12 protein-coding genes are annotated in these 20,644 nt (G+C 66.9%); 5 read left to right on the top strand and 7 right to left on the bottom strand.

Features of this window, described 5'->3' with window-relative positions:
• Positions 1 to 2,319 (bottom strand): serine/threonine-protein kinase, encoded by a 2,319-nt coding sequence (locus tag AC5WS7_RS29405; protein WP_495957855.1) that lies wholly within the window; start codon positions 2,317 to 2,319, stop codon positions 1 to 3.
• 131 nt (positions 2,320 to 2,450) lie between these two features.
• Positions 2,451 to 3,992 (bottom strand): amino acid permease, encoded by a 1,542-nt coding sequence (locus AC5WS7_RS29400; protein ID WP_495957854.1) that lies wholly within the window; start codon positions 3,990 to 3,992, stop codon positions 2,451 to 2,453.
• Positions 3,993 to 4,169: 177 nt separating this feature from the next.
• Between AC5WS7_RS29400 and AC5WS7_RS29395 the strand changes: the two genes are divergently transcribed.
• Positions 4,170 to 4,925 (top strand): MerR family transcriptional regulator, encoded by a 756-nt coding sequence (locus AC5WS7_RS29395; RefSeq protein WP_495957853.1) that lies wholly within the window; start codon positions 4,170 to 4,172, stop codon positions 4,923 to 4,925.
• A 4-nt stretch (positions 4,926 to 4,929) separates the two neighbouring features.
• Here AC5WS7_RS29395 and AC5WS7_RS29390 read toward each other — a convergent pair whose 3' ends face one another.
• The 5 genes from AC5WS7_RS29390 to AC5WS7_RS29370 all read right to left on the bottom strand — a co-directional run bounded on the left by AC5WS7_RS29390 (position 4,930) and on the right by AC5WS7_RS29370 (position 9,696).
• Positions 4,930 to 5,235, bottom strand: a complete 306-nt coding sequence (locus AC5WS7_RS29390) for a WXG100 family type VII secretion target (protein WP_495957852.1) — start codon at positions 5,233 to 5,235, stop codon at positions 4,930 to 4,932.
• A 38-nt stretch (positions 5,236 to 5,273) separates the two neighbouring features.
• Positions 5,274 to 5,735 carry a YbaB/EbfC family nucleoid-associated protein gene (locus AC5WS7_RS29385; RefSeq protein ID WP_495957851.1) on the bottom strand — a complete coding sequence of 154 codons (462 nt, stop codon included), beginning with the start codon at positions 5,733 to 5,735 and terminating at the stop codon, positions 5,274 to 5,276.
• A gap of 59 nt (positions 5,736 to 5,794) precedes the next feature.
• Positions 5,795 to 6,478 (bottom strand): hypothetical protein, encoded by a 684-nt coding sequence (locus tag AC5WS7_RS29380; protein WP_495957850.1) that lies wholly within the window; start codon positions 6,476 to 6,478, stop codon positions 5,795 to 5,797.
• A gap of 78 nt (positions 6,479 to 6,556) precedes the next feature.
• Positions 6,557 to 8,062 carry a hypothetical protein gene (locus AC5WS7_RS29375; RefSeq protein WP_495957849.1) on the bottom strand — a complete coding sequence of 502 codons (1,506 nt, stop codon included), beginning with the start codon at positions 8,060 to 8,062 and terminating at the stop codon, positions 6,557 to 6,559.
• 71 nt (positions 8,063 to 8,133) lie between these two features.
• Positions 8,134 to 9,696: a hypothetical protein gene (locus tag AC5WS7_RS29370; protein ID WP_495957848.1), complete on the bottom strand. Its 1,563-nt coding sequence runs from the start codon at positions 9,694 to 9,696 to the stop codon at positions 8,134 to 8,136.
• Positions 9,697 to 10,125: 429 nt separating this feature from the next.
• Here AC5WS7_RS29370 and AC5WS7_RS29365 point away from each other — a divergent pair, with 429 nt between their 5' ends.
• Genes AC5WS7_RS29365 through AC5WS7_RS29350 form a run of 4 tightly spaced genes read left to right on the top strand, consistent with a single transcriptional unit; the run spans position 10,126 to position 20,614 of the window.
• Positions 10,126 to 10,623 (top strand): YbaB/EbfC family nucleoid-associated protein, encoded by a 498-nt coding sequence (locus tag AC5WS7_RS29365; RefSeq protein WP_495957847.1) that lies wholly within the window; start codon positions 10,126 to 10,128, stop codon positions 10,621 to 10,623.
• Positions 10,624 to 10,637: 14 nt separating this feature from the next.
• Entirely contained in the window at positions 10,638 to 17,264 is a 6,627-nt protein-coding gene (locus AC5WS7_RS29360) for a WXG100-like domain-containing protein (RefSeq protein ID WP_495957846.1), read from the top strand.
• A 51-nt stretch (positions 17,265 to 17,315) separates the two neighbouring features.
• Positions 17,316 to 19,811: a hypothetical protein gene (locus tag AC5WS7_RS29355; protein ID WP_495957845.1), complete on the top strand. Its 2,496-nt coding sequence runs from the start codon at positions 17,316 to 17,318 to the stop codon at positions 19,809 to 19,811.
• A complete protein-coding gene (locus tag AC5WS7_RS29350) occupies positions 19,808 to 20,614 on the top strand; it encodes an ESX secretion-associated protein EspG (protein ID WP_495957844.1) in 807 nt (268 codons plus the stop codon). The genes AC5WS7_RS29355 and AC5WS7_RS29350 overlap by 4 nt, the downstream gene beginning before the upstream one ends.
• Positions 20,615 to 20,644 lie beyond the last annotated feature (30 nt).

Raw genomic sequence — 20,644 nt, 5'->3', positions numbered from 1 at the left:
CTACCACCACGATCGCGGCCGCAGCCGGTTGGCCAGATCGATCAGCGCGTACCGCTGCAGGCGGCGCGGTGTGGTGCGGGCGATATGACGCAGCGCCAGTTCGATTCCCTCGCGCAGCGCCTCGTCGGAGTAGTGCAGGCCCAGGATCGTCGAATCCGGGTCCGGCGGGGATCCGCCGCGGCGCAGCCAGTCCAGCGCCGCACTCAGGACCAGAACCCGCATCTGCTGCAGGCGGGGTTCGTCGGGCAGACCGCGCAGCTGCGCCGCGGCGTCGTCGAGGTCCTGGCGGGTCAGTTCGTCGGCCGGCCGGGTCACCAGCAGCAGGCAGGCGGTCATCCGGGCCACATCGTGGTGACGCGAGGTCTCCGGCATCTGCCGCAGGGTGGCGACGGCGGCGGTGTGATCCTTCGCCTCGGCCAGGCATCGAGCCAATCCGAAAGCGGCGCTGGCGATTCCGTGATTGGTGCGCCACACCGCGCGATAGTGCTCGGTCGCGGCGCGCTCCCACCGATCCGTATCCTCGGCGTCGGATTCGATCAGCAGTTCGGCGGTCGCGGCCAGAGCCAGCAGCGGGGCGGCCTCGCCGGGCACCATATCGGCGACGAGATCGAAATGCGCATAGGCCTTTTCGTAATCCGCGTCGATGAGTTCGGCGACCGCGGCATACCATTCGATGCGCCAGTCGACGCGGTATCCCGAACGCAGGCCCACCAGTTTGGATCGCGCGTATTCCACCTCGCCGAGATCCAGGTAGGCGCGGATCTCGGTCAGCGCACCTTCCAGTTCGAAGGTCTCCGGCATGGCGATCTTGCCGATGCGCATGTTCTCCCGGCCTTGGCGCAGGGTGTCCAGGGCCCGATGCGGTTCGCCGTGCAGCAGCGGCGAGAGCAGATCCGCGCTGGGATCCTCCGCGTCGATCAGCGGAACTGGAAGGGCCGCAGCGACATTCGCGGCATCCAGGTCCGGCGGGCGAGGCACGCCGTCGACCATCGCGTCGGTCTGCCGGATCAGCGTATCGATGCCGAAATCCCCGCGCGGCGCGCTGAACACGGTGGAAACCTGGGGATATTCCCGACCTGTGTCCTCGGCCAGAACCGCGCGCAGCACGCCGAGCAACTGCCGGTACAGCGCATAGGCGGACGGAAAGCGCTGGGCGGGATCGGGGTCGGTGGCCCGGTGCACCAGCCGTGCGAACGCCGGATAACGCGCCAGCACCGGTTCGTCCTCGGCGGAAGGGATTCCGGGCAGTTTGTGGCCGTGCGCGTCGGTGGGCATCCGCATGGTCAGCGCGGCCAGGGTGCGCCCGACGGTGTAGATGTCCGAGGCGACGGTCGGACCGGTGCGGGTGAATTCGGGCGCCTGATAGCCGGGCGTGCCGTACAGACTGCCGCCGGATCGGCGAGCGGCCACCGCGCCGAGGTCGATCAGCTTGACCTCGTCCTCGCTGACCATGATGTTGTCGGGCTTGAGATCGTTGTAGGCCAACCCGAACGAATGCAGATAGTCCAGTGCCGGAAGCACTTCGAGCATGTACGCCACGGCCTCGGCGACCGGCAGGAATTCGGGGGCGCGCTCGTCCAGCTCGGTTTTGAGCGAGCGCCCGCCGACGTACTCCATCACGATGTAGCCGCACGGAATCCCGTCCGCACCACGATGTTTGACGAAATTGTAGATCTTGACGATCGCCGGATGAGCCATCTCGGACAGGAATTGGCGTTCGGCCAGCGCCACCACGTGCGCCTCGATGTCCAGGGGATTCTGCAATCCCTTCAACACCACCCAGCGTCCGCTGACATTGCGGTCGCGGGCCAGGAAGATCCAGCCCATCCCGCCGTAGGCCAGGCAACCCCGCACCTCGTACTGATCGGCGACCAGTTCGCCGGGTTCGAGCATCGGCCGGAAGTTGAACGGGGAGCCGCAGTGTTCGCACGTCCCGGCCGAGACATCGTGGGCCCGCAGGCCCGACGTGGGTTCGGGAGCGCTGCGCTCGGAGCGCCCGACCGGATGCTGGCATTTCCAGCAGAAGCGTTTGTCCTCGGGCACTTGGGGATCGCGCAACACCGCGGCCGTCGGATCGACCGGACTCACCCGCGGCAGCGTGACCAGCCCGACGCCGACCCGCCGCACCCCGGGACGTGAGCGCTGCTCGGTATCCGACGCAGCCGGAACCGAATCCTCCTGCCCCGCCCAGGAACTGGGCTGGGTGACCACCGTGCGCCGGGTCGCCCACCGATAGGACGTATCGGCGGCCTCGCGCAGCTGGCGCGTCGCCCACGGGGGTGGACTCGGGTGGCCGGACGGGATGGAATTCTCGGCCATTCGTCTTCTCAGAACCTCGAACCTCGCAGTGACCCGGAAACCCCACCGCTCCGCAGCCGGAGTGATCCGTACTGCGGAGCGGCGGGGACCGGTCCCGGCGGTGTTCCGGTGGTTACCGGAATCGTCGGGTATCAGTGCGATTGTGCCTCATCGTCCGAGCTCCCGCTGGGACTGGAGAACTTGTCCTCCCGGTGTTCCATCGGACGCTCGGCGAGCACCGGGAACTGCCCGGTGTAGCCGACCCGCGCTGCCGCCAGCTCGAGCACCCGCTTGCGGGCCAGGAACCAGCCGCCGATCAGCAGCGGAACCACGACCACGGCCATGGCCAGGACCGCACCCCATTGCGTCGAGTCGCCGCTGATCGCCATCAGCACCACGATCGCCGCGAGGAAGATCAGCGTCGCGAAGCTGGTGTACGGCGCGCCGACCAGCCGGAAGGACGGACGTTCGATCTTGCCGTCCCGAGACCACCGCCACAGCTGCAGCTGGCACAGGATGATCGCGGTCCAGGCGAACATGGTGCCCAGTGCCGACATGTTCATCACGATCTCGAACGCCTGCTTCGGCACGACCGCGTTCAGCCCGACGCCCAGCAGAGCGACGCAGCCGGTCGCGAGAATGCCCACGTAGGGCACGCCGCGGCTGGACATCCGCGAGCCGATCTTCGGTGCGCTGCCGTTCATCGACATGGACCGCAGGATGCGACCGGTCGAATACAGGCCGGCGTTCAGGCTGGAGAACGCGGCGGTCAGGACCACCAGGTTCATCAGCGTGCCGCCGCCGTGCAGGCCGAGCTTGGAGAAGAACGTCACGAACGGGCTGACCTTCGGGTCGAACTGGTTCCACGGGATCAGCAGCGACAGCAGCACCAGCGAGCCGACGTAGAACAGCGCGATGCGGGCGATGACCGAGTTGATCGCGCGGGGCATGACCTTCTCGGGGTTCTCCGACTCGCCGGCCGCGGTGCCGATCAATTCGACGGCGGCATAGGCGAATACGACGCCCGTGGTGGACAACACCAGTGGCCAGGTGCCGTTCGGGAACAGCCCGCCGTGCTGGCTGATGACGCTCCAGCCGGTGCTCTGACCCGCCAGGGTGAACCGCCCGGCCAGGAAGACCGTGCCCAGGATCAGGAAGCCGACCAGCGCGACGACCTTGATCAACGCGGCCCAGAACTCCATCTCACCGAACCACTTCACCGAGATCATGTTGATGCTCAGCACGATGGCCAGTGCGATCAGCGCGATCAGCCACTGCGGGATGACCTTGAACGCGCCCCAGAAGTGCATATAGGTGGCGATCGCGGTGATATCCGCGATGCCGGTCATGCACCAGTGGAAGAAGTACATCCAGCCGACGCCGAAGGCCAGCTTCTCGCCGTAGAACTCCCGGGCGTAGGAGACGAACGAGCCCGAGGACGGCCGGTGCAGCACCAGCTCGCCGAGGGCGCGAAGTATGAAGAACACGAACACGCCGCAGACGGCGTAGGCGAGGAACAGGCTCGCGCCCGCTGTGTGCAACCGGGAACTCGCGCCGAGGAACAATCCCGTGCCGATCGCGCCGCCGATGGCGATCATCTGCATCTGACGTGGGCGCAGGGCCTTATGGTAGCCCTCGTCCTCGGCGTGCAGGGTCTGCGCCTGCGTCTCCGGAGGAGGTTGAACGGTGGTCATGTGCGGGACCTTCCTTGTGATGCCGATCATACCGCTGTGTGGTGTAACGTACCGCTGATAAATGGCACATGCAAGAGGTAAGTTCAGATGTAACGTCATGGAAACCCATGGCCCTCACCGAAACCCGGTGGTTACGGGGCACTGTGGACGTGGGTTTCCATATGGTTTCCTGGAGGTATGGCTGTGGAATCGGAGTTCACGATCGACGAGTTGGCGCGCGAGGCCGGGATGACCGTGCGCACGCTGCGCGTGTACAACGAGCGCGGTTTGCTGCCGCCCCCGCAGTTGAAGGGCCGCACCGGCTTCTACAGCGAGGAACATCTGAACCGGGTGCGGATCATCAGCCGGTTGCTCGACCGCGGCATCAAGCTCAACGGTGTGCGCGACCTGCTCGAGGCGTGGGATCGCGGCGATGATCTGGCCGCGGTGCTCGGCGTGAGCGCCTCGAGCGCGCCCGCGCCGGCGCCACCCAAACCGGCTGCTGTCGCGACCGAAACCACCGTTGCCGCAACCGAACTCGCCGAACGCTACAGCGAGATCCCGAACGGTCTGGCGCGCGTGGTGGCCACCGGTCTGTACGAACCGGTGGACGCCACCACGTACCGGGTCAAGGATCCGCACCTGGTCGAGATCGCCGCGCAGCTGATGAGCGCGGGCGTTCCGCCGACCCGGGTGCTCGACGAGATCGAGCGGTTGCGGGACGATTGCGATCACATCGCCCGGCAGTTCGTGGACATGTTCGAGCGGACCGCGGTGCGTGAGTTCCGCCGGTCCGATCGCAAAGCGCAGGACGTCGCCGAATTCGTCGGGCACCTGTCGATGACGCGGTCGATGCCCGGCAAGGTGGCCGGCGACCTGATCGGTCAGTACGTGGCCCGCTATCTCGAACACGTCACCCGGGAGCTGGGCGACATCCTGCCCGACGGCGTGTGAGCCGCTACTGCGACGAGGTCTTCTCGTTGTCCTCGAACGTCTTCGCGGAGTCCCGCAGATTGTTCGCGTTGTCGGTGAACACCGATACCAGCTGCGAGAGCGTATGGAACATCCCGTCGCGGTTGGTGATGTAGCCCTTGTCGCCCTCGGCGAACCGCTTGCCGTTCTTGTCGTCGCCCCAGGGCGCGCCCTTGGCGGCGGTCGAGGACTGCAGTTTGTCCAGAATCGACTTGGTGGTGGCGGAGACCTCGTCGAACTCCGTCGCGGCCTTGCGCAGTCCGTCGGGATTCAGCTCTACCGGTTCGCTCATGTGATCCTCGCTCTCACGGGCCGGTCGGTCCGGGCCGATCAGTCGTCGTCGGATACCGACCAGGGCTGGGCCCGGTCCGGTTGCTCCTTGTTGCGCGCCGAGGGCGGATCGAACGACGCACGTTGCGGTTCGGGCACTTTCACCTGCAGATCCGGCAGATCCGCGACGATCGAGGACAGGCTCGGCAGCCGGGAGCGGGTCTTGCGCACCGGCGCGATCAGTTCCTCGGCCTGGCGGGCGACCGAGGCCGCGGCGTCCTGCGCGGCTTCCAGCACCGCCGTGGCGATCTCGTCGTAGTCCAGATCGTCGATATCGTCGGCGAAGACGATGTCGATCGGCACGCCGTCGGCATTGCAGGTCACCTCGACCCGGCCCTCCTGGGCGGTGGCCGTGGCGACGAGTTCGGTGCGCTGGCGCTGCGCATCCGCGATCGACCGGATGTGGGTGTTGACCGTGTCCAGCAGATCGGCGAGATCGGCCTTGGCTCTCTCGTTACTCACGACAGCGAAATCTCCTCGTGCGGAAACTGGTTCGAGTCTACCGGGTATTCGGGATCGGTTCAGTGCAGATTGAACTCGTATGTGGCGTAACGCGGCTGCTCGGTGCCCGCGTCCTCCCACTGATAGGTGTGCCGCCCGATGTGGCCCAGCCGGATCCGGCTGTCGGCCATGACCCGGAAACCGCTGCGGCGGGCGCGCTCACAGAACGAGTATTCCGCGCTCATGTACCAGTGTTCCTCGCCGTCGGGCAGGACCAGCGGCATGAAGTACGGCACCGTGATGCGGTCGAACTGCTTGTTGCACACCGGAAGTTCCTCGTGCACGATCATCTGCTCGTAGACCGTGCGCTGGGTGTAGCAGAAACCCATTGGCGCGTAACGGATCTCCAGCAGGCCGCCGCCCTCGCCGAAGATGATGCGCGGGGTGTCGGGAAGCAGTTTGCAGGCCAGCTCGCGCCGGCCCTTGCGCGGGTAGATCCCGCACACGATCGGAAGATCGTGCTCGCGCAACAGATCCACCGCGTCCGCGTCGAAGCCGATGTCCGAATCGATCCACATCATCGCTTCGTAGTCGTCCATCAGCGCGTCGGTCGCCATCTGGCTGCGGCCCTGATCGATCGCGGCGTATCGCGGCACGGCACGCACGTGGTAGCCGCGCGCTTCGAGTTGTCCCAGCCCCCGGGCGCATTCGGGCTCCAGGTAGCCGCCGATCGGCACCAGCACGACACAGCGCGACGGGTCCATCGAAGTTCACTCCCTCGTCGAAGTTTGCTCCCTGACCCCGTGCGACCCGATGCGGTCGCGCCGGATCGGAACGGGAGCTCAGAAGTTGAAGGTGAAGCTGGCGAACCGTTCCTGCGAACTGCCCGCGTCCTCCCAGCCGTAGGTCCGCCGACCGATGTGCCCCAACCGGATCTTGGTATCGGCGATGATGTCGTAACCGCAGCGGCGCGCACGCTCGCAGAACGCGAAATCCTCACCCAGATACCAGAAGTTATCGCCCACCGGAACGGCCATCGGCAGGAAGTACGGCACGACCGGGCGGCCGAAATGCTTGTTGCACGTGGGCAGTTGCTCGTGCTCCTGGATCTCGTCGTACAGGTGCCGCCGGGTGTGCATGAATCCGGTGGCGCCGTACTTGATCTTGGCCAGGCCGCCGCCCTCGCCGAAGGTCATCCGCTCGGTGCCCGGCTCGAGGTGGACGACCAGCTCGCGCTGTCCCTTCTTGGTGTAGATGCCGCAGGAGATCGGCAGGTCCAGCGAGCGCAGCTGGTACACCGCCTCGACCGGGAAGGACATGTCGGCGTCGATCCACATCAACTCTTCGAACCCGGCCGCGAGCGCGTCGGTGGCCATCTGGCTGCGGACCTGATCGATACCCGAGGCGCCGTACACCCGCCACACTGGATACCCCTGCTGCTCGAGCATGAAAAGCCCACGCGCGCAATCGGGTTCGATGCTGTCGGCGACCGGTACCAGAATCGCGCACCGAGCCGGATCGAGGCGTTCGCGAGCATCGGAGGCGACCCAGAACGGTTCCAGCCGCGGCCGCGGTGCGGCCGGCGCGTCCGGATCGGCCGCGACCTCGCCGCGCACCCGCGGCTCGACCGGCGTCAGGCCCCTGGCATCGAGGAAGCGCCGGTATTCCACGATCCGGAAATCCACGTCGGGGGCGTCGTCGTACGCATCGGTCCCCTCGAGCTCGGCGAGCCGGTCGAACAGCTCGAGCTCCTCGTCCGTGGCGGGCTGCGGGATCGCGCGCGAGCGGACGTTGCGCACCGACGCGTGATCGATCACGGCGATATCGCGTTCGCCGAGCATGGTCGGCCACAGTGCCGCCAATCCGAGTTCCGAGACCGTCGCGCCGAAATCCGGTACGCACCGATTCAGGAATTCCCGGCCGAAGCACGGCGCCATACCGCCGATATAATTCGTATATCGCAGAACGTGATCCGGAACCGCCCGGCTGATCTCGTGATCGACATAACTGTCGGCCGTGAGCGATGGTTGAGCCAGCGCCAAGGAGTATTCGGCGCAGATATCGAACATCGCATTGATCGATGCCGTATCGGCCTGGAGGTCGTCGTCCGGAATCCATATGTGGTCGTACTGCTCGAGCCTGTCGCCCAAGGTCCGCACCACGTGCTGCACCAGAGGCCATTTCCTGCCCTCGAAATCCATGCGCACCGCGTGCGGAGTACGGAAACGTTTCGCGTTGGGGCCGGTGTAACTGACGATCAGATCCCAATTCCGATCGCCCGGACCGGTCAGCCAGGACTCGTGCTGCGATATTTCGGTGGCTTGGACGATGACAAGGTTACGTCGCACAACGACAGTATTACATCGGTCGCCGAACTCCGCCCGGGCACGTGCGGGGCCGGTGACGTCGGGAAACTCGGTCACGAATTCGGTCCGGACGCCGGTAGTGCGTCGCCGGTTTCCGGCCGCGCCGCGGCGGCGTCCCGCTCGTCCGGCGCCGCCTCGGCCACCTGCTCGGCGTCGGGCTCCTTCGGCGGGCGCAGGTGGTAGGTGTAGGTGTCGTAGCGAGGCGAGTCGGTGCCGGCCTCCTCCCAGCTGTAGGAGTTACGGCCGATGTGGCCCAGGCGAATCCGGGTATCGGCCATGATCGAGAAACCGTTGCGCCGGGCCCGCTCGCAGAAGGCGAAGTCCTCGCCCAGATACCAGGGGTTCTCGCCGTCGTCGACGACCATCGGCAGGAAGTACGGCACGGTAGGGGTGCCGAACTGCCGGTTGCAGGTCGGAAGTTGTTCCGCCGCTTCGATCTTCTCGTATACGCAGCGCTTGGTGAGCAGGAATCCGGTGGCGGCGTACTTGATCTCCAGCACGCCGCCGCCCTGGCCGAACACCAGATGATCGGTGCCGGGCTCGAAGTGCACCACCAGCTCGCGCCTGCCCTTCTTCGCGTAGACCCCGCAGACCACGGGCAGATCCAGTGCGCGCAACCGGTTCACCGCGTCGACCGGGAAGTCGATGTCGGCATCGATCCACATCAGTTCCTCGAACCCGGCCGCGAGCGCGTCGGTGGCCATCTGACTGCGGGCCTGGTCGATCGCCGACGCGCCGTACAGCCGCCAGACGGTGTACCCCTGCCGCTCGAGTTCGAAAAGGCCACGGGCGCAGTCGGGTTCGATCTTGTCCGCGACCGGGACCAGTACGACACAGCGCTTCGGGTCCAGCGCCTCCGGGGACGGGGCCTGCCACACCAGGCGGCGCGCGGTCAGGCCGGGCGGTTCCGGGAAGCCCGCCGGGATACCGCGATACATCACCTGCTGCTGCCGGACCACGCCCTTGCGGGCCATGTAGGCCTCGTACTCCTGTCGCGGGTCCTCCACCCCGGCCTCGCGCACCGCCGCGTAGAGCGGACCGCTGCCCTGAGCCCGGCTGTGCCGCATCGGGACCGCGTCGAGGATGGCGATATCACCCTCGCCGAGCATGGTCGTCCACACGTAGTCCATACCCCAACCCGATTGGGTCTCACCGAATTCCGCGACGGTGCGACGCAGGAACTCCCGGCTCAGGCACGGGGCCATGACCTCGGCGAAGTTGGTGTAGCGCAACGTGTATCGCGGATCGAGCCGGGTGATCGGGTGGACGATGGAACTGTCCGGGGTCAGCGCGGGCTGCGCCAGTGAGAGCTGGTACTCCGCGCAGTAGTCGAACATCAGGTTGACCGCGGCGGTGTCGGCGTCGATGTCGTCGTCCGGCAGCCAGACGTAGTCGTACTGGCCGACCAGGGTGGCCAGATTCTCGATGAGCTGCCCGAGCGGCGGCCATTTGGGGCCCTTGGCATCCACTCGCACCACGTCGGGCACCCGGTAGCGATCCGGGTCGTCGCCGAAGTAGCTGACGATCAGGTCCCAGTTCCGCTCCACCGGCCCGGCCAGCCACTTCTCGTGCATCGACGTATCGCCGGCTCGGACAATGACAAGGTTGCGTCGCACCGCGCCAGTATTGCATCGTCCGTTCGGGCGTGCCCGCGGCCGTCGCCCGGCGAACGGCCCCGCGACCAGCGGTATCGCCTGCGGCGGACACGCCGGTGTGCCGGGCCGGCGAGGCGGCTCGTCGTGTGCGCTATGTCACGCCGAGAGTCGTTGGCCTTCAGGACATCTCGTCGCCGCTGCCGATTCGTCCAGAGTTCTCTGGAGGTTTCCCGGGCGATCCGGTCGCCGGTCGCCCTCCCGTCATGTGACCGGAGATCGGCTGGGCAACTTCGGCATTGCGATGCGAAACCGACCGTGAACCGGCCATGATGAACGTTAACACCGGAAGTGGGTTCAACGATCCGGATATTGCTGGGCGTGCGCCGGGATGAGGCTCTCGACGTGCGGCTCAGGGGGTTCGGCCGTAGCATTGATCCGTGGAGGTTGCCGATGAGCAATGAGCGATTGCAGGCCGATGCCGCGATGATGATGGAGGCGTTCGCCGAGCAGATGTCCGGCCTCGCCGAGATCCAGCGCAACCGGTCACGGCTCACCGCCACGGTCACCGCGTGCGACAAGCGTATCGAGGTCACCGTCAACGCCGATGGCATCCTCATCGCGACCAAATTCGCCGACGACATCAAGGATCTGACCTACGAGGAGATCGCCACCGCGATGACCCAGTCGGTCCAGGCGGCCTCGGCCAAGGTGCAGAAGATGGCGCGCGAACTCATGGAGCCGCTGCGCGAGCGCAAGGAGCGGTTGCCGAAGCTGTCCGAATTGCTCGACGGCGCACCGGATCTCGGCGAATTGATGCCGTTGGTCCCACCCGCGTCGACCGCACCGCCGGATGCTCCCGAGCGACGTCGCGAGGAGGAACCCGCGATGGTCTACGGTGACGTCGAGGATATCCGCCCGCGCTCGATGATCAGTGACACCGACCGGTAGGTGCGGGTTGCGCCGTGAGCCTCTATCTGCCCCCCGAGCTGCGATGGCTGGGGTATGTCGCGGGAACCGAATGGCCCGATGGCGATGAAGACGCGATCTGGGCGGTCTCGCATATCTGGAAGGACGCGGCCGAGGGCCTGCGCGCGGTCATCCCGGAAGTCCAGTCCGCCAAGGGCGTAGCGGTCTCGGCCTACCCGCAGGGAACCGGCGGGGAGAACATCGCGAGCATGTTCGACCAGATCCTGCAGGGTGATTCCTCACTGGAAACCCTTGCCAAATACATGGATTCGGTCGGCGACGCCGCGTTCGACATGGGCACTCAGGTCCAGGCCGCCAAACTCATGGTGATCATCTCGCTGATCATGCTTGCCATCGAGATCGCCTGGGCGTGGCTGTTCCCGCCGACCGCACCCGCGGTGGAGGCCGCCGAGGTCAGCGCCACCCGGCTGGTGGTCCGATTCCTGGCCCGGATGATCGAGGACCAGATCGTCGCGCGCGTGCTGCGGATCTTCGGTGAGAAGTTCGCGAATCTGGCCAAGGGGTGGGTCGCGCGAATCCTGGAGTCCGCGCTCATCTCCGGTGGCGTCGATGCCGCCGTGCAGTTGGGACAGATGGCGGACGGCAAGCGAAAGAGCTTCAACGCCACGGAGTTCGGCGTCGCGATGGCCGGTGGCGCCGGGGTCGGCGGCCTGAGCAAGACCTTCGGCAACTTCTTCGGCAAGCAGTCCGCGAAGTTGTTCGGGGAGATGACGAATCCGTGGATGCGCACCGGCCACGGGATGCTCGTCGGTGCGGCTGGCGGCGAATTCGGCAACGCGGTCACGAGTTTGGTGGCCGCGGGCATCACCGGCGACTGGGGCGACACGTTCGGTAACGGGGCCGGGTGGGCCGGCGGCGCGGTGCGCGGCGCTCTCGGCGGTGGCCTGGGCGGATACCGCGGCATCGTCGCGCCGCCCGGATCCAAGAGCTTCGAGATCGGAACGTTCGCGCCCAAGGGCGGTTTCGAGAATTCCTTCACCCGCGGCGCGGGAGAGGATCCCGGGTCGAGCTTCTTCGGTGGATCCCGCGGCGGGGGCGACGATACCCAGCCGACGTTCTCCACCGGATATCGCAGCGGCAGTACGGAATTCGCGCCGGGCGGCGGCACGAACGGCGCGACCCGGGGCGGGAGCTTCGACGAGGAACATCCGGTCTCGCAGAATCAGGTCCCGATCGGCAACGGCAACAGCCGCGGCTTCGGCTCGGAAGATTCGCTGCCGAACAACCAGAAGCCGACCACCCCGGCCGGCTCTACCCAGAGCAATACCCGGCCGGAGCCGAATTCCGCTGGCGGACAACAGCGTTCCGATTCGACTTCCAACGAGTCCACGGGTCTCGGCGTGGACGGCAGGAAGCAGCCCTCGCAAGGGCCGGTGAATCAGTCCGGCTCGAAGACCGATGTCACCGATGGTCCGGTCATCCAGTCGGGTTCGAAGACCGATGTCACCGATGGTCCGGTCATCCAGTCGGGTTCGAAGACCGATGTCACCGATGGTCCGGTCATCCAGTCGGGTTCGAAGACGGACGTCACGGATGGTCCGGTCGGTCAGGCGGGTTCGAAAACCGAAGTCACCGACGGCCCGGTCACCCAGTCGAGTTCGAAAACCGAAGTCACCACCACTAACAACAACACGAGCAGCAGCACCGGTAACCAGGCCGGCCGGTCGAGCACGAGCACGTCCTCGACCGGATCCAGCAGCACGCAGTCCTCGCCGATCAGATCGTCCTCGTCCACGACCGGGAGCACCGGAGACGGCACCACGGCGCGTCCGGTGCTGCGCCTGAACACCGACGTGAGCTCCTTCAACCTCGCCCGTCAGGGCGACGGCGATGTGAGCCCGTTGTCGGACACCTCGCCGTGGAACTCGGAAGACCTCTCACCGGTGAGCCCGATCACCCCCAAGGCCACACCGTCGTTCCCGGGCGGATCGCAGTTCGGCTCCGACCTGTCGACGAATTCCAGTGCGATACGGCCGGTTTCGTCCTCCGATGCGGCTACCACGAGCAGCAGCACGCCGATCCGGGCGTCCAACTCCACCGCATCCCTCGGCGACAGCGGCGGCACCGGTACGCGCAATCCGATCGCGGCCTCGGTCAAGAACACGCCGGGCGGCTCGTCGCTGCAGAGCGGCCCGCGCCCGGCGGTCAACCTGACCGGCGACGGAACCTCCACCCCGGTGCGAGTCGGCGCTGCTCCGGCGACCGGCTCGCCCAATACCGGAAACTCCGGCGGCCGGCCCCTCGGCGACGGCACGACCACCTCCACCCAGTCCGGCGGCCGCGGCTCGAACGACGATCCGGTCACCACCGGCAACGGCCCCCGCGCCGGGGTCGGCGGCGGGTCGAACCGATCCGATCCGCCGTTGGCCCCCTATGGATCCCGGTCCGGCGACGACGGCGGCGGCTCGCACACCGAACCCGCCCCCGGGACCAACCGCGGCGACTCGCAGGACAACGACAACCCCACCTGGAAGCGGAACAAGGACGGCAGCATCACCGTCCGCCTGCCGGACGGTACCGAGGTCCAGGTACAGGACGGCTTCGTATTCGTCGGCGTGCACGGCGGCGTCGAAGGCGGCGGATCCGCCGCACCGCACAACTTCGGTCGGGACGGTTCGGTCCGGATCCCGGGCCCGAACGGGTCCGACGTCACCGTCAAACCGAACGGCGAAACCGAGGTCAACGCCGGGAACGGCAAGAAGACCACCTACCGCCCGGACGGCACGAAGGTGGAAACCGAACCGGGACAACCCACCATCGTCACCAGGCCGGACGGCACCGAGCACATCGTCCCGACCGACCGGCACAGTTGGACGAAGAACGACGACGGCACCTTCACCGCCACCTCGCACGACGGCACCCGGCACACCGTCGACTCCGAGGGCAGCATCACGGTCGTGCGCCCCGGGGACGAACACGGGATCTCGATCTCGCCGGACGGCAAGACGGTTCGGCTCGTCGGTCCGGACGGCCACGAAACCGGGAGTCCCGCAGGCGAACCCGGCAAGGGCGCGGGTAAGTTCGAGGAGCAGACCTTCGGCCGCCCGGATCAGACGACGCACACCACGCTCTCCGGCGGCGGGGTGCGCACCACCGGCCCCGATGGCTCGACCACCACCGTGAAACCGGACGGCACAACCGAATTCGCGTCCCCGTCGGGACAGCACACCATCCACACCCCGGACGGCGGCAAGGTCGAATTCGGTCCGGACCGCCCTACGATCGTCACCCACCCCGACGGCAGCACCCACATCGTGCAGACCGATCGCGGATCCTGGAACAAGAACTCCGCCGGCGATCTGCTCGCCAGCTCCACCGACGGCACGTCGCACCTGATCAAATCCGACGGCGGCCCGATTCAGGTGGGACGCAGCGGAGACGATCCGCATCGCTTCACCGTCCATCCGCCGGCGCCGGCGGGCAAGCCCGGTCTCCTCAGCCGGATCACCCCGAGTTACTCGACGCCGAAGACCAACGACCACAGCGTCGAATTCTTCGGCCGGGACGGGAAATCGGTCACGGTCGAGGTGCAGCCCAACGGCACGGTCAAGACCACCGCAGCCGACGGCTCGACGATCACGATCAAGCGCAACGGTTCCGCGGATTTCGTGGCCGAGGACGGCACGAAGACCGGGTTCGGTTCCAGCGGAAGGGAATCGGGGTCCAAGTCCGGGTGGCAGGGCAGCGTCGCGGCCTGGAACAAGAGCGGCGACGAAGTGCACATCACCGCACCGGACGGCACGCACTTCACCGTCGACAAGGACAAGAACATCACGTTCGGGCACCCGGGCGATCCGCAGCGCACGATCACCATCGATCCCGATCGCTCGATCTCCTTCGACCGGCCCGACACCACGACCCACGCGATCGGTCCCGACGGAACCGTGCGCACCCGGACGCCCGACGGCACCGTAACCACCGTCAAGACCGACGGCACAACGCATTTCGAGCAGCCGGACGGCCACACCACGCTGTCCAAGCCGGACGGCACCGCGGTGCAGAAGGGCCCGGACTCCCCGACCGTGGTCACGACGCACGACGGCACCGAGCAGACACTGCACACCGACGGCGCGGTGACGGTGAAGGATCCGGACGGCACCACCCACTCGATCGGCGACGTCTCGAATCCGTTCGGCGGGCGCAAGACCACGTATCCGGACGGCTCGACCACCACCGTGCCCAAATCGCCGGTACCGACGGGATTCCGGGACCGGATGACCGGACCGCAGCGGCAGCCGGTGACGCTCGACCGGCCCGACGGCACCGGGCTGCGGGTGGACCCGAAGGGCACCGTCAGGGTCACCGATCCGAACGGCACCACCTTCGAGAAGGACGCCAAGGGCAAGGTCATCGTCACCGGGCCCGATGGTGAGGCGCTGAAAGGCGGTTCGCCCGTCGAGTCGTTGCACGGGACCGTCGAACTCTCCAACGGCGCGATACTGGAGCACACCTCCACCGGGTTCAAGGTGTTCCACGGCGAGTCGGTGTCCGAAGTCGGCAAGGGCGGGGTGAAATTCACCGACCTGCAAGGTATTTCGCGTGAGACCAGGCCGGACGGGATGGTCGGGGTCGCCGAGCCCGGCGGGTCGGTCCGGGAGGTCCGCGCGGATGGTTCGGTGCGGATCACGGCCGAGGACGGCACCTCCTGGGGCAGCCGTCCGGACGGCACCACCTGGACCGTCGACGAGAACGGAAAGGTGCACGTCAACGATTCGGACGGGGTGAAGCAGCCGCCGGTGGACCGGGACAGCCCGTTCGTCGAGGGTGGCAGTCTCACCACTCCGTTCCGTTCCCGGCTGGTGCTGCCCGCGCCGCCGCCGGAACCGGTGATGTTCGTCGCGCCGATGGGACCGTTTCCCGTCCAGTTCATCCCGGAAGCCGATCTGGTGCCGCCCCCGCCGCCGCCACTGGAAATACCGCCACCGTATCTGCCGCCGCCCCCCTTCGTGCCGCCGCCGCCCTTCGTGCCGCCGCCGAACTTCCAGCCGCCGCCGTTCCACTGGAATCCGCCGTGGACGAGCAACTGGGGCGGCGGCGGATACGGCGGCGGTCACCACTCCGGCCCGGATCTGTCGGGTCTGGACCGGGCCGCGCGCCGGGCTGCCAGGGATCTGGCGGGTGTGTCGGGCCCCTCGTCGGCTGCCGCCCAGCAGGCCGCCGCCCGCGCGGCGGAGGCGCACCAGGCCGCCGCCGCGGCCCAGCGAGCGGCGGCCGAGCACCTGGCCGCGGGGCTGCGGGGATTGAACTCCGCGCAACTTGCCGGGCTGTCGAATCTGGCCAACCTGCCGGGACTTTCGAGCCTCGGCGGACTGTCCGGACTGTCGCCGTCGCAACTGTCGGGGCTGGCGGGCCTGTCGCATCTGTCGCCGTCGGCGATGTCGGATCTGCTCGGTTCGACGGGTGGCGGCGGGCCACTCGGCCTGGCGAGCCTGCTGTCGGGATTGAACGGTCCCGGTGGACTGGCGGGTCTGAACAACATGCTTTCCGGGCTGAACGGCCTGTCGGGTCTGAACGGCCTGTCGGGACTCGGCAATCTGTCGGGGCTGGGCGGTCAGGGGACCTCGGGCCTGGGCGCTCCAGGTTCGCCGGGCCTGTCGAATCTGCTGAACTCGGCCACTCCGGCCCTGAACGCGCTGCTCAACGCGCTCACCGGACAGAACGGCCTGCAATCGCTTTCGGGGACCGGACTGCTCGACGCGTTGCGGAACCCGCTCGGTTCCCAGGACGCATCCGGCTCGGGTGCGGGCGGATCGTCCTCGGGGACGGGCAGCGGCGGCACCGGATCGGGATCGGGCGGAACCGGTTCCGGCGCGGGCGGGCCCGGATCCACCACGGACGGAACGGGTTCCGGCACCGATGGAACCGGGTCCGGCAGCGACCGAACAGGTTCCGGCACCGATGGGACGGGCACGGACGGCACAGGTTCCGGCACGGGCGGTACGGGTTCGGCCACGGGCGGTACGGGTTCCGGCACGGACGGCACAGGCTCGGGCACGGACGGAACAGGCGATCAGCAGCCGGGATCACCGTACGGAGCCGACGCGAACAAGTCGATGGCCGACGTCACCAGCGATGACGGCAGCAACGGCGCCCACCACGGTTCCCCTGGTTTGCTGGACGACGGGACCGGTTCCCCGGACCCGTCGAACCGGAGCGATCCGCTCACCCAGAGCGATCCGAACGCCCAGAGCCCGAATGGGTTCGACGACCAGAGCATGCCGGGCTCGGGCGGTTCGGGTTTCGGCGGTTCTGGTGGTATGGGTGGTATGGGTGGTGGTCCGGAGACGGCCGAATCCAAGGGCCCCAAGGACCGCAAGAAGGATCGCAAGAAGGACGACAAGCGAAAACGCAAGCGGCCCAAGGCCGTCCTGATGCCCTCGCCGGACGAGGAAGTCGGGGTCGAGGGTCCCGAGGCCGATGTGGACGTCAAGTTCACCCTGGGGGAACCCTTACTGCCGCAGGCGGGTTCCCGAGATCCGGACAAGCGGAAGGCGAAGCCGAAGCCCGAGGCGACGCCGGTGACGACGATTTCGGAAGGCGAGCCGAAGGGTTCCGACGGCGAACCGAGGGCCCCGAGTACGAGCTATCGGGATTCCGACTAGGGCAGCAAGCTCGAAACACGTTAGTGACCTTGATGAGGGAGTAGGAAGCAGATGGCTGACGGCACCGGCACCAGCGGGAGCATCGGCACAACGACCGGTGGGCCCGGCGATACCACACCGGAGGATTCGTCGGACTGGCAGTACTTCGCGAACAACCCGGGTTCTGTCGGCATCAGCACCGCACCGGGGATGAGCGCCGACTACCAGGTATTCAAGGACAGTGCCGCGGCGATCCACGAGCTGATCAAGCAACTCGACTCTTACCACAAATACATCACCGACAACCAGCTGAACGCCATCAAGCCGATCACGAACTACGCGCTGGATCCGGCCGGTCCCGAGCTGACCAATATCTACAACCAGAAGGGCACTACGATCCTGACCGGGATCGAGGGCCTGCAGAAGATTCTGACGAATATGCAGGACACCTTCATCGGGGCGCTGAAGGCTTATCAGACTGCTGAGCACAACTCCTCGGACGACTTCACCAGCATCACCAATGCCGGGGTCAAAAACGATCCAACGAGCCGCACACCACCGGACCCGTCGCAGTTCTCGGTGGGCAACGGTGATATGCCGGATGCGCCGACGACACCGCAGAACCATGATCAGAGCCAGACGGTCCAGATCAACGATGCCAGCTCGTGGACTTACGACGACTTCTACTACTTCGATCGGTCGATGATCGGCAGTGACTGGAACACCGACGCCGCGGCCGTCCGCTACGGGTGGGTGGCCACGCAGATGGCCAACGACTTCTCGAACGTTACGCAGCAGTTGTCGAAGATCACCGGCGATATGTGGACGGGCACGGGCGCGACCGCGGCCATGGCCGCGATTCAGCGTTTCGAGAACGGTGCGACGGCGTTCAGCAACAGCATCAGCGAACTGGCCTCGGTCCTGAAATACACCAGCGGCTTCCTCAAGGCCACATTCGATCAGATGCCCACTGACACCAGGGAAAATCAGTCCGGTTACGCCGACTGCACGATCAAGAAGTGGCGTCAGAAGGCTCTGGACGCATACAACAACGACTACAAGGTCGGCATCCAGAACGCGATGAAGGCCCTGCCGTACATCACGGTCCTCGGCTCGGGCACCGGGAATACCAGTTCGAGCGGCTCGAACAGCAGTAGTACCAGCACGACCAGCAGCGCGAGCACCACCGCCAGCGCGAGCACCAGTGCCAGCGGTTACGGTAGCGGCAGCGGTTACGGCAGTGGTAGCGGTTACGGCGGTGGCAGCGGCTACGGCAGCGGTGCCGACTCCGGTTACAGCGCAGGCTATTCCGCGGGTTACGGGGCTGGTTATTCAGCAGGCTATTCGGCCGGTTACGGCGCCGGATATTCCGCCGGTTACGCCGCGGCACAGGCAGCGGCGAGCAGTGGCGGCGCGGGCGGCTACGGCGGCGGTACCGGTGGCGGGACCAGTGGTGGCACAGGCGGCGGCACAGGCGGTGGCACAGGCGGTGGTGGCACCGTCGGCAGTTACGGGGGTTACGGCGGCTCCAGCGGCGCCGCGAGCGGTACGGGCGGCGGCACCGGCGGTACGGGCGGCGGCACCGCCGGCAGCTACGGCGGTGGTACCGGCGGCGGTACCGGTGGTGGCGTCGCCGGCAGTTACGGCGGCGCCGGTTCCAGCCACCCCTACGGCGCCTACAGCGGCGCCGGGGCGACCAGCGGCGCGGGCGCTGCCGGTGGCGGCGGCAGCTACGGCGGCACCGCGGGTGGCGGCGGCACCACCGCCGGCGGTGGCGGTTCGGCAGGCATGGGCTCGGCGTACATGGCCGGTTACTCCGCCGGCCTCGCGGCCGCATCCAGCGTCACCGGCGGTTACTCCGGAATCGGGGCATACTCCGGAATCGGCGCTTCCGGACTCGGTTACGGCAGCGGTGCCTACGGAAGTGGTTACGGCAGCGGTTACGGTTCGTACGGTTACGGCAGTGGCTACGGCAGCGGTTACGGCTCGTACGGTATGAGCGGCTCGGGCTACGCCGCCGGTTACAACGCGGGCTACTCGGCGGGCTACCTGGCCGCCGAAGAGGCGCTGGGCATGTCGGGGGCCTCCCCGTACAGCGCGCTGTCCGGGCTGGACTCGCTGGGCAATACGCTCGGTGGTGCGCTCTCGGGCATCCTGCCCTCGCTCCTCAACGCCGCGACCTCGGGCCTGGCCAATGTGCCGGGCATGCTCAACAACGCGCTGAGCAGCATCGGCCAGGGGCTGACCGACGCCGGGAACGCGCTCGGCGCGGCCGGGCACGATGTCTCCAATGCCGTTGGCGCGGCGCTGGATCCGAACGGTTCGCCGGACGTGTCGAAATTGTTTCCGCGCGCGGCCGGCGGCAGTACACCGTTCACTCCCGACCATCAACTCGACGCGTCGAATGCCAACGGTCCGAGCATGCCGGGTATGCCCGGGCCCATGGGCGGCAGTCAACAGGCCAACAGCAACAAGGAACACAAACGGGCGAAATTCCTCGATGGCGCAACGAATCTCGATGAAATCCTCGATCCGGTCGACAAGGTCAGGCCGGTGATCGAGCCGTGAATCTGTCGTGGAATTTCACCGGTATCGAATTCCAGGTGCTCTGTGAGAAGTACCGCGAGGGCCAGATGCCGGACCCGCTGTTCTGGACGCTCGACGAGCATATGTCGATCGACAAGTCGGCGGCACTGAAAGCCGAGGTCTGGGAGGAGCTTCGGGCCAAGTGGGATCCGGCCTGGGACTCGATGATCGATGTCATGTGCGCCCCGGAGATCTACATTCGGCTGCACGGCTGGGACGAGCGGGATATGAACAACGGCCAGAAGTGCATGTACATCCATTTCGCGCGCAGTGGCGCACAGGCGTTCAAATTCGAGCAGAAGCCCGGAAAGACGTACTGGCACACCGACGGATACATCGTCACCGAGTGCGATCCGCGCAGTCTGGCCTCCGAGGTGGTCAAGGCCCTGCCGCCCACCGAAGCGGGCAGCCTGCCCAGCACCCCGATCATCATCGATCCGGCCGAGCACGTCGGCCACGGTGGCGGAAGCTTCTTCAAGGACGACGACGAGGATCCGCCCGCCGTCGCCTCCACGAAGTTCTTCAACATGCCGGCCAGCAAGACCGGGACGTTGCGCGTCGTACAGGGCCGTTCGAAATTCGGCCCGCGCGGAATTCAGGAGACGAAGCTGCTCTGGCGCGACGTGATCGGCGACGGCCGCTACGTGATGAATATGGATGGTTCGCCGGTGGCTGTCGGAATCGGTCGCGCCGCGCTCGCCAACAAGATCCAGCAGCAGATCGACAATTTGATGGAGCGGCTCGATACCCATTGGGAGAGCGGACGTCCCGAGGATCGTTGGTGAGGCGGTCGCGGATGATGATCAGAAAGGAAG

The organism is Nocardia sp. PLKS1-43 (assembly GCF_059510335.1).
The sequence above is the reverse complement of the archived record's forward strand: the minus strand, read 5'-3'. Positions and strand labels throughout refer to the sequence as shown.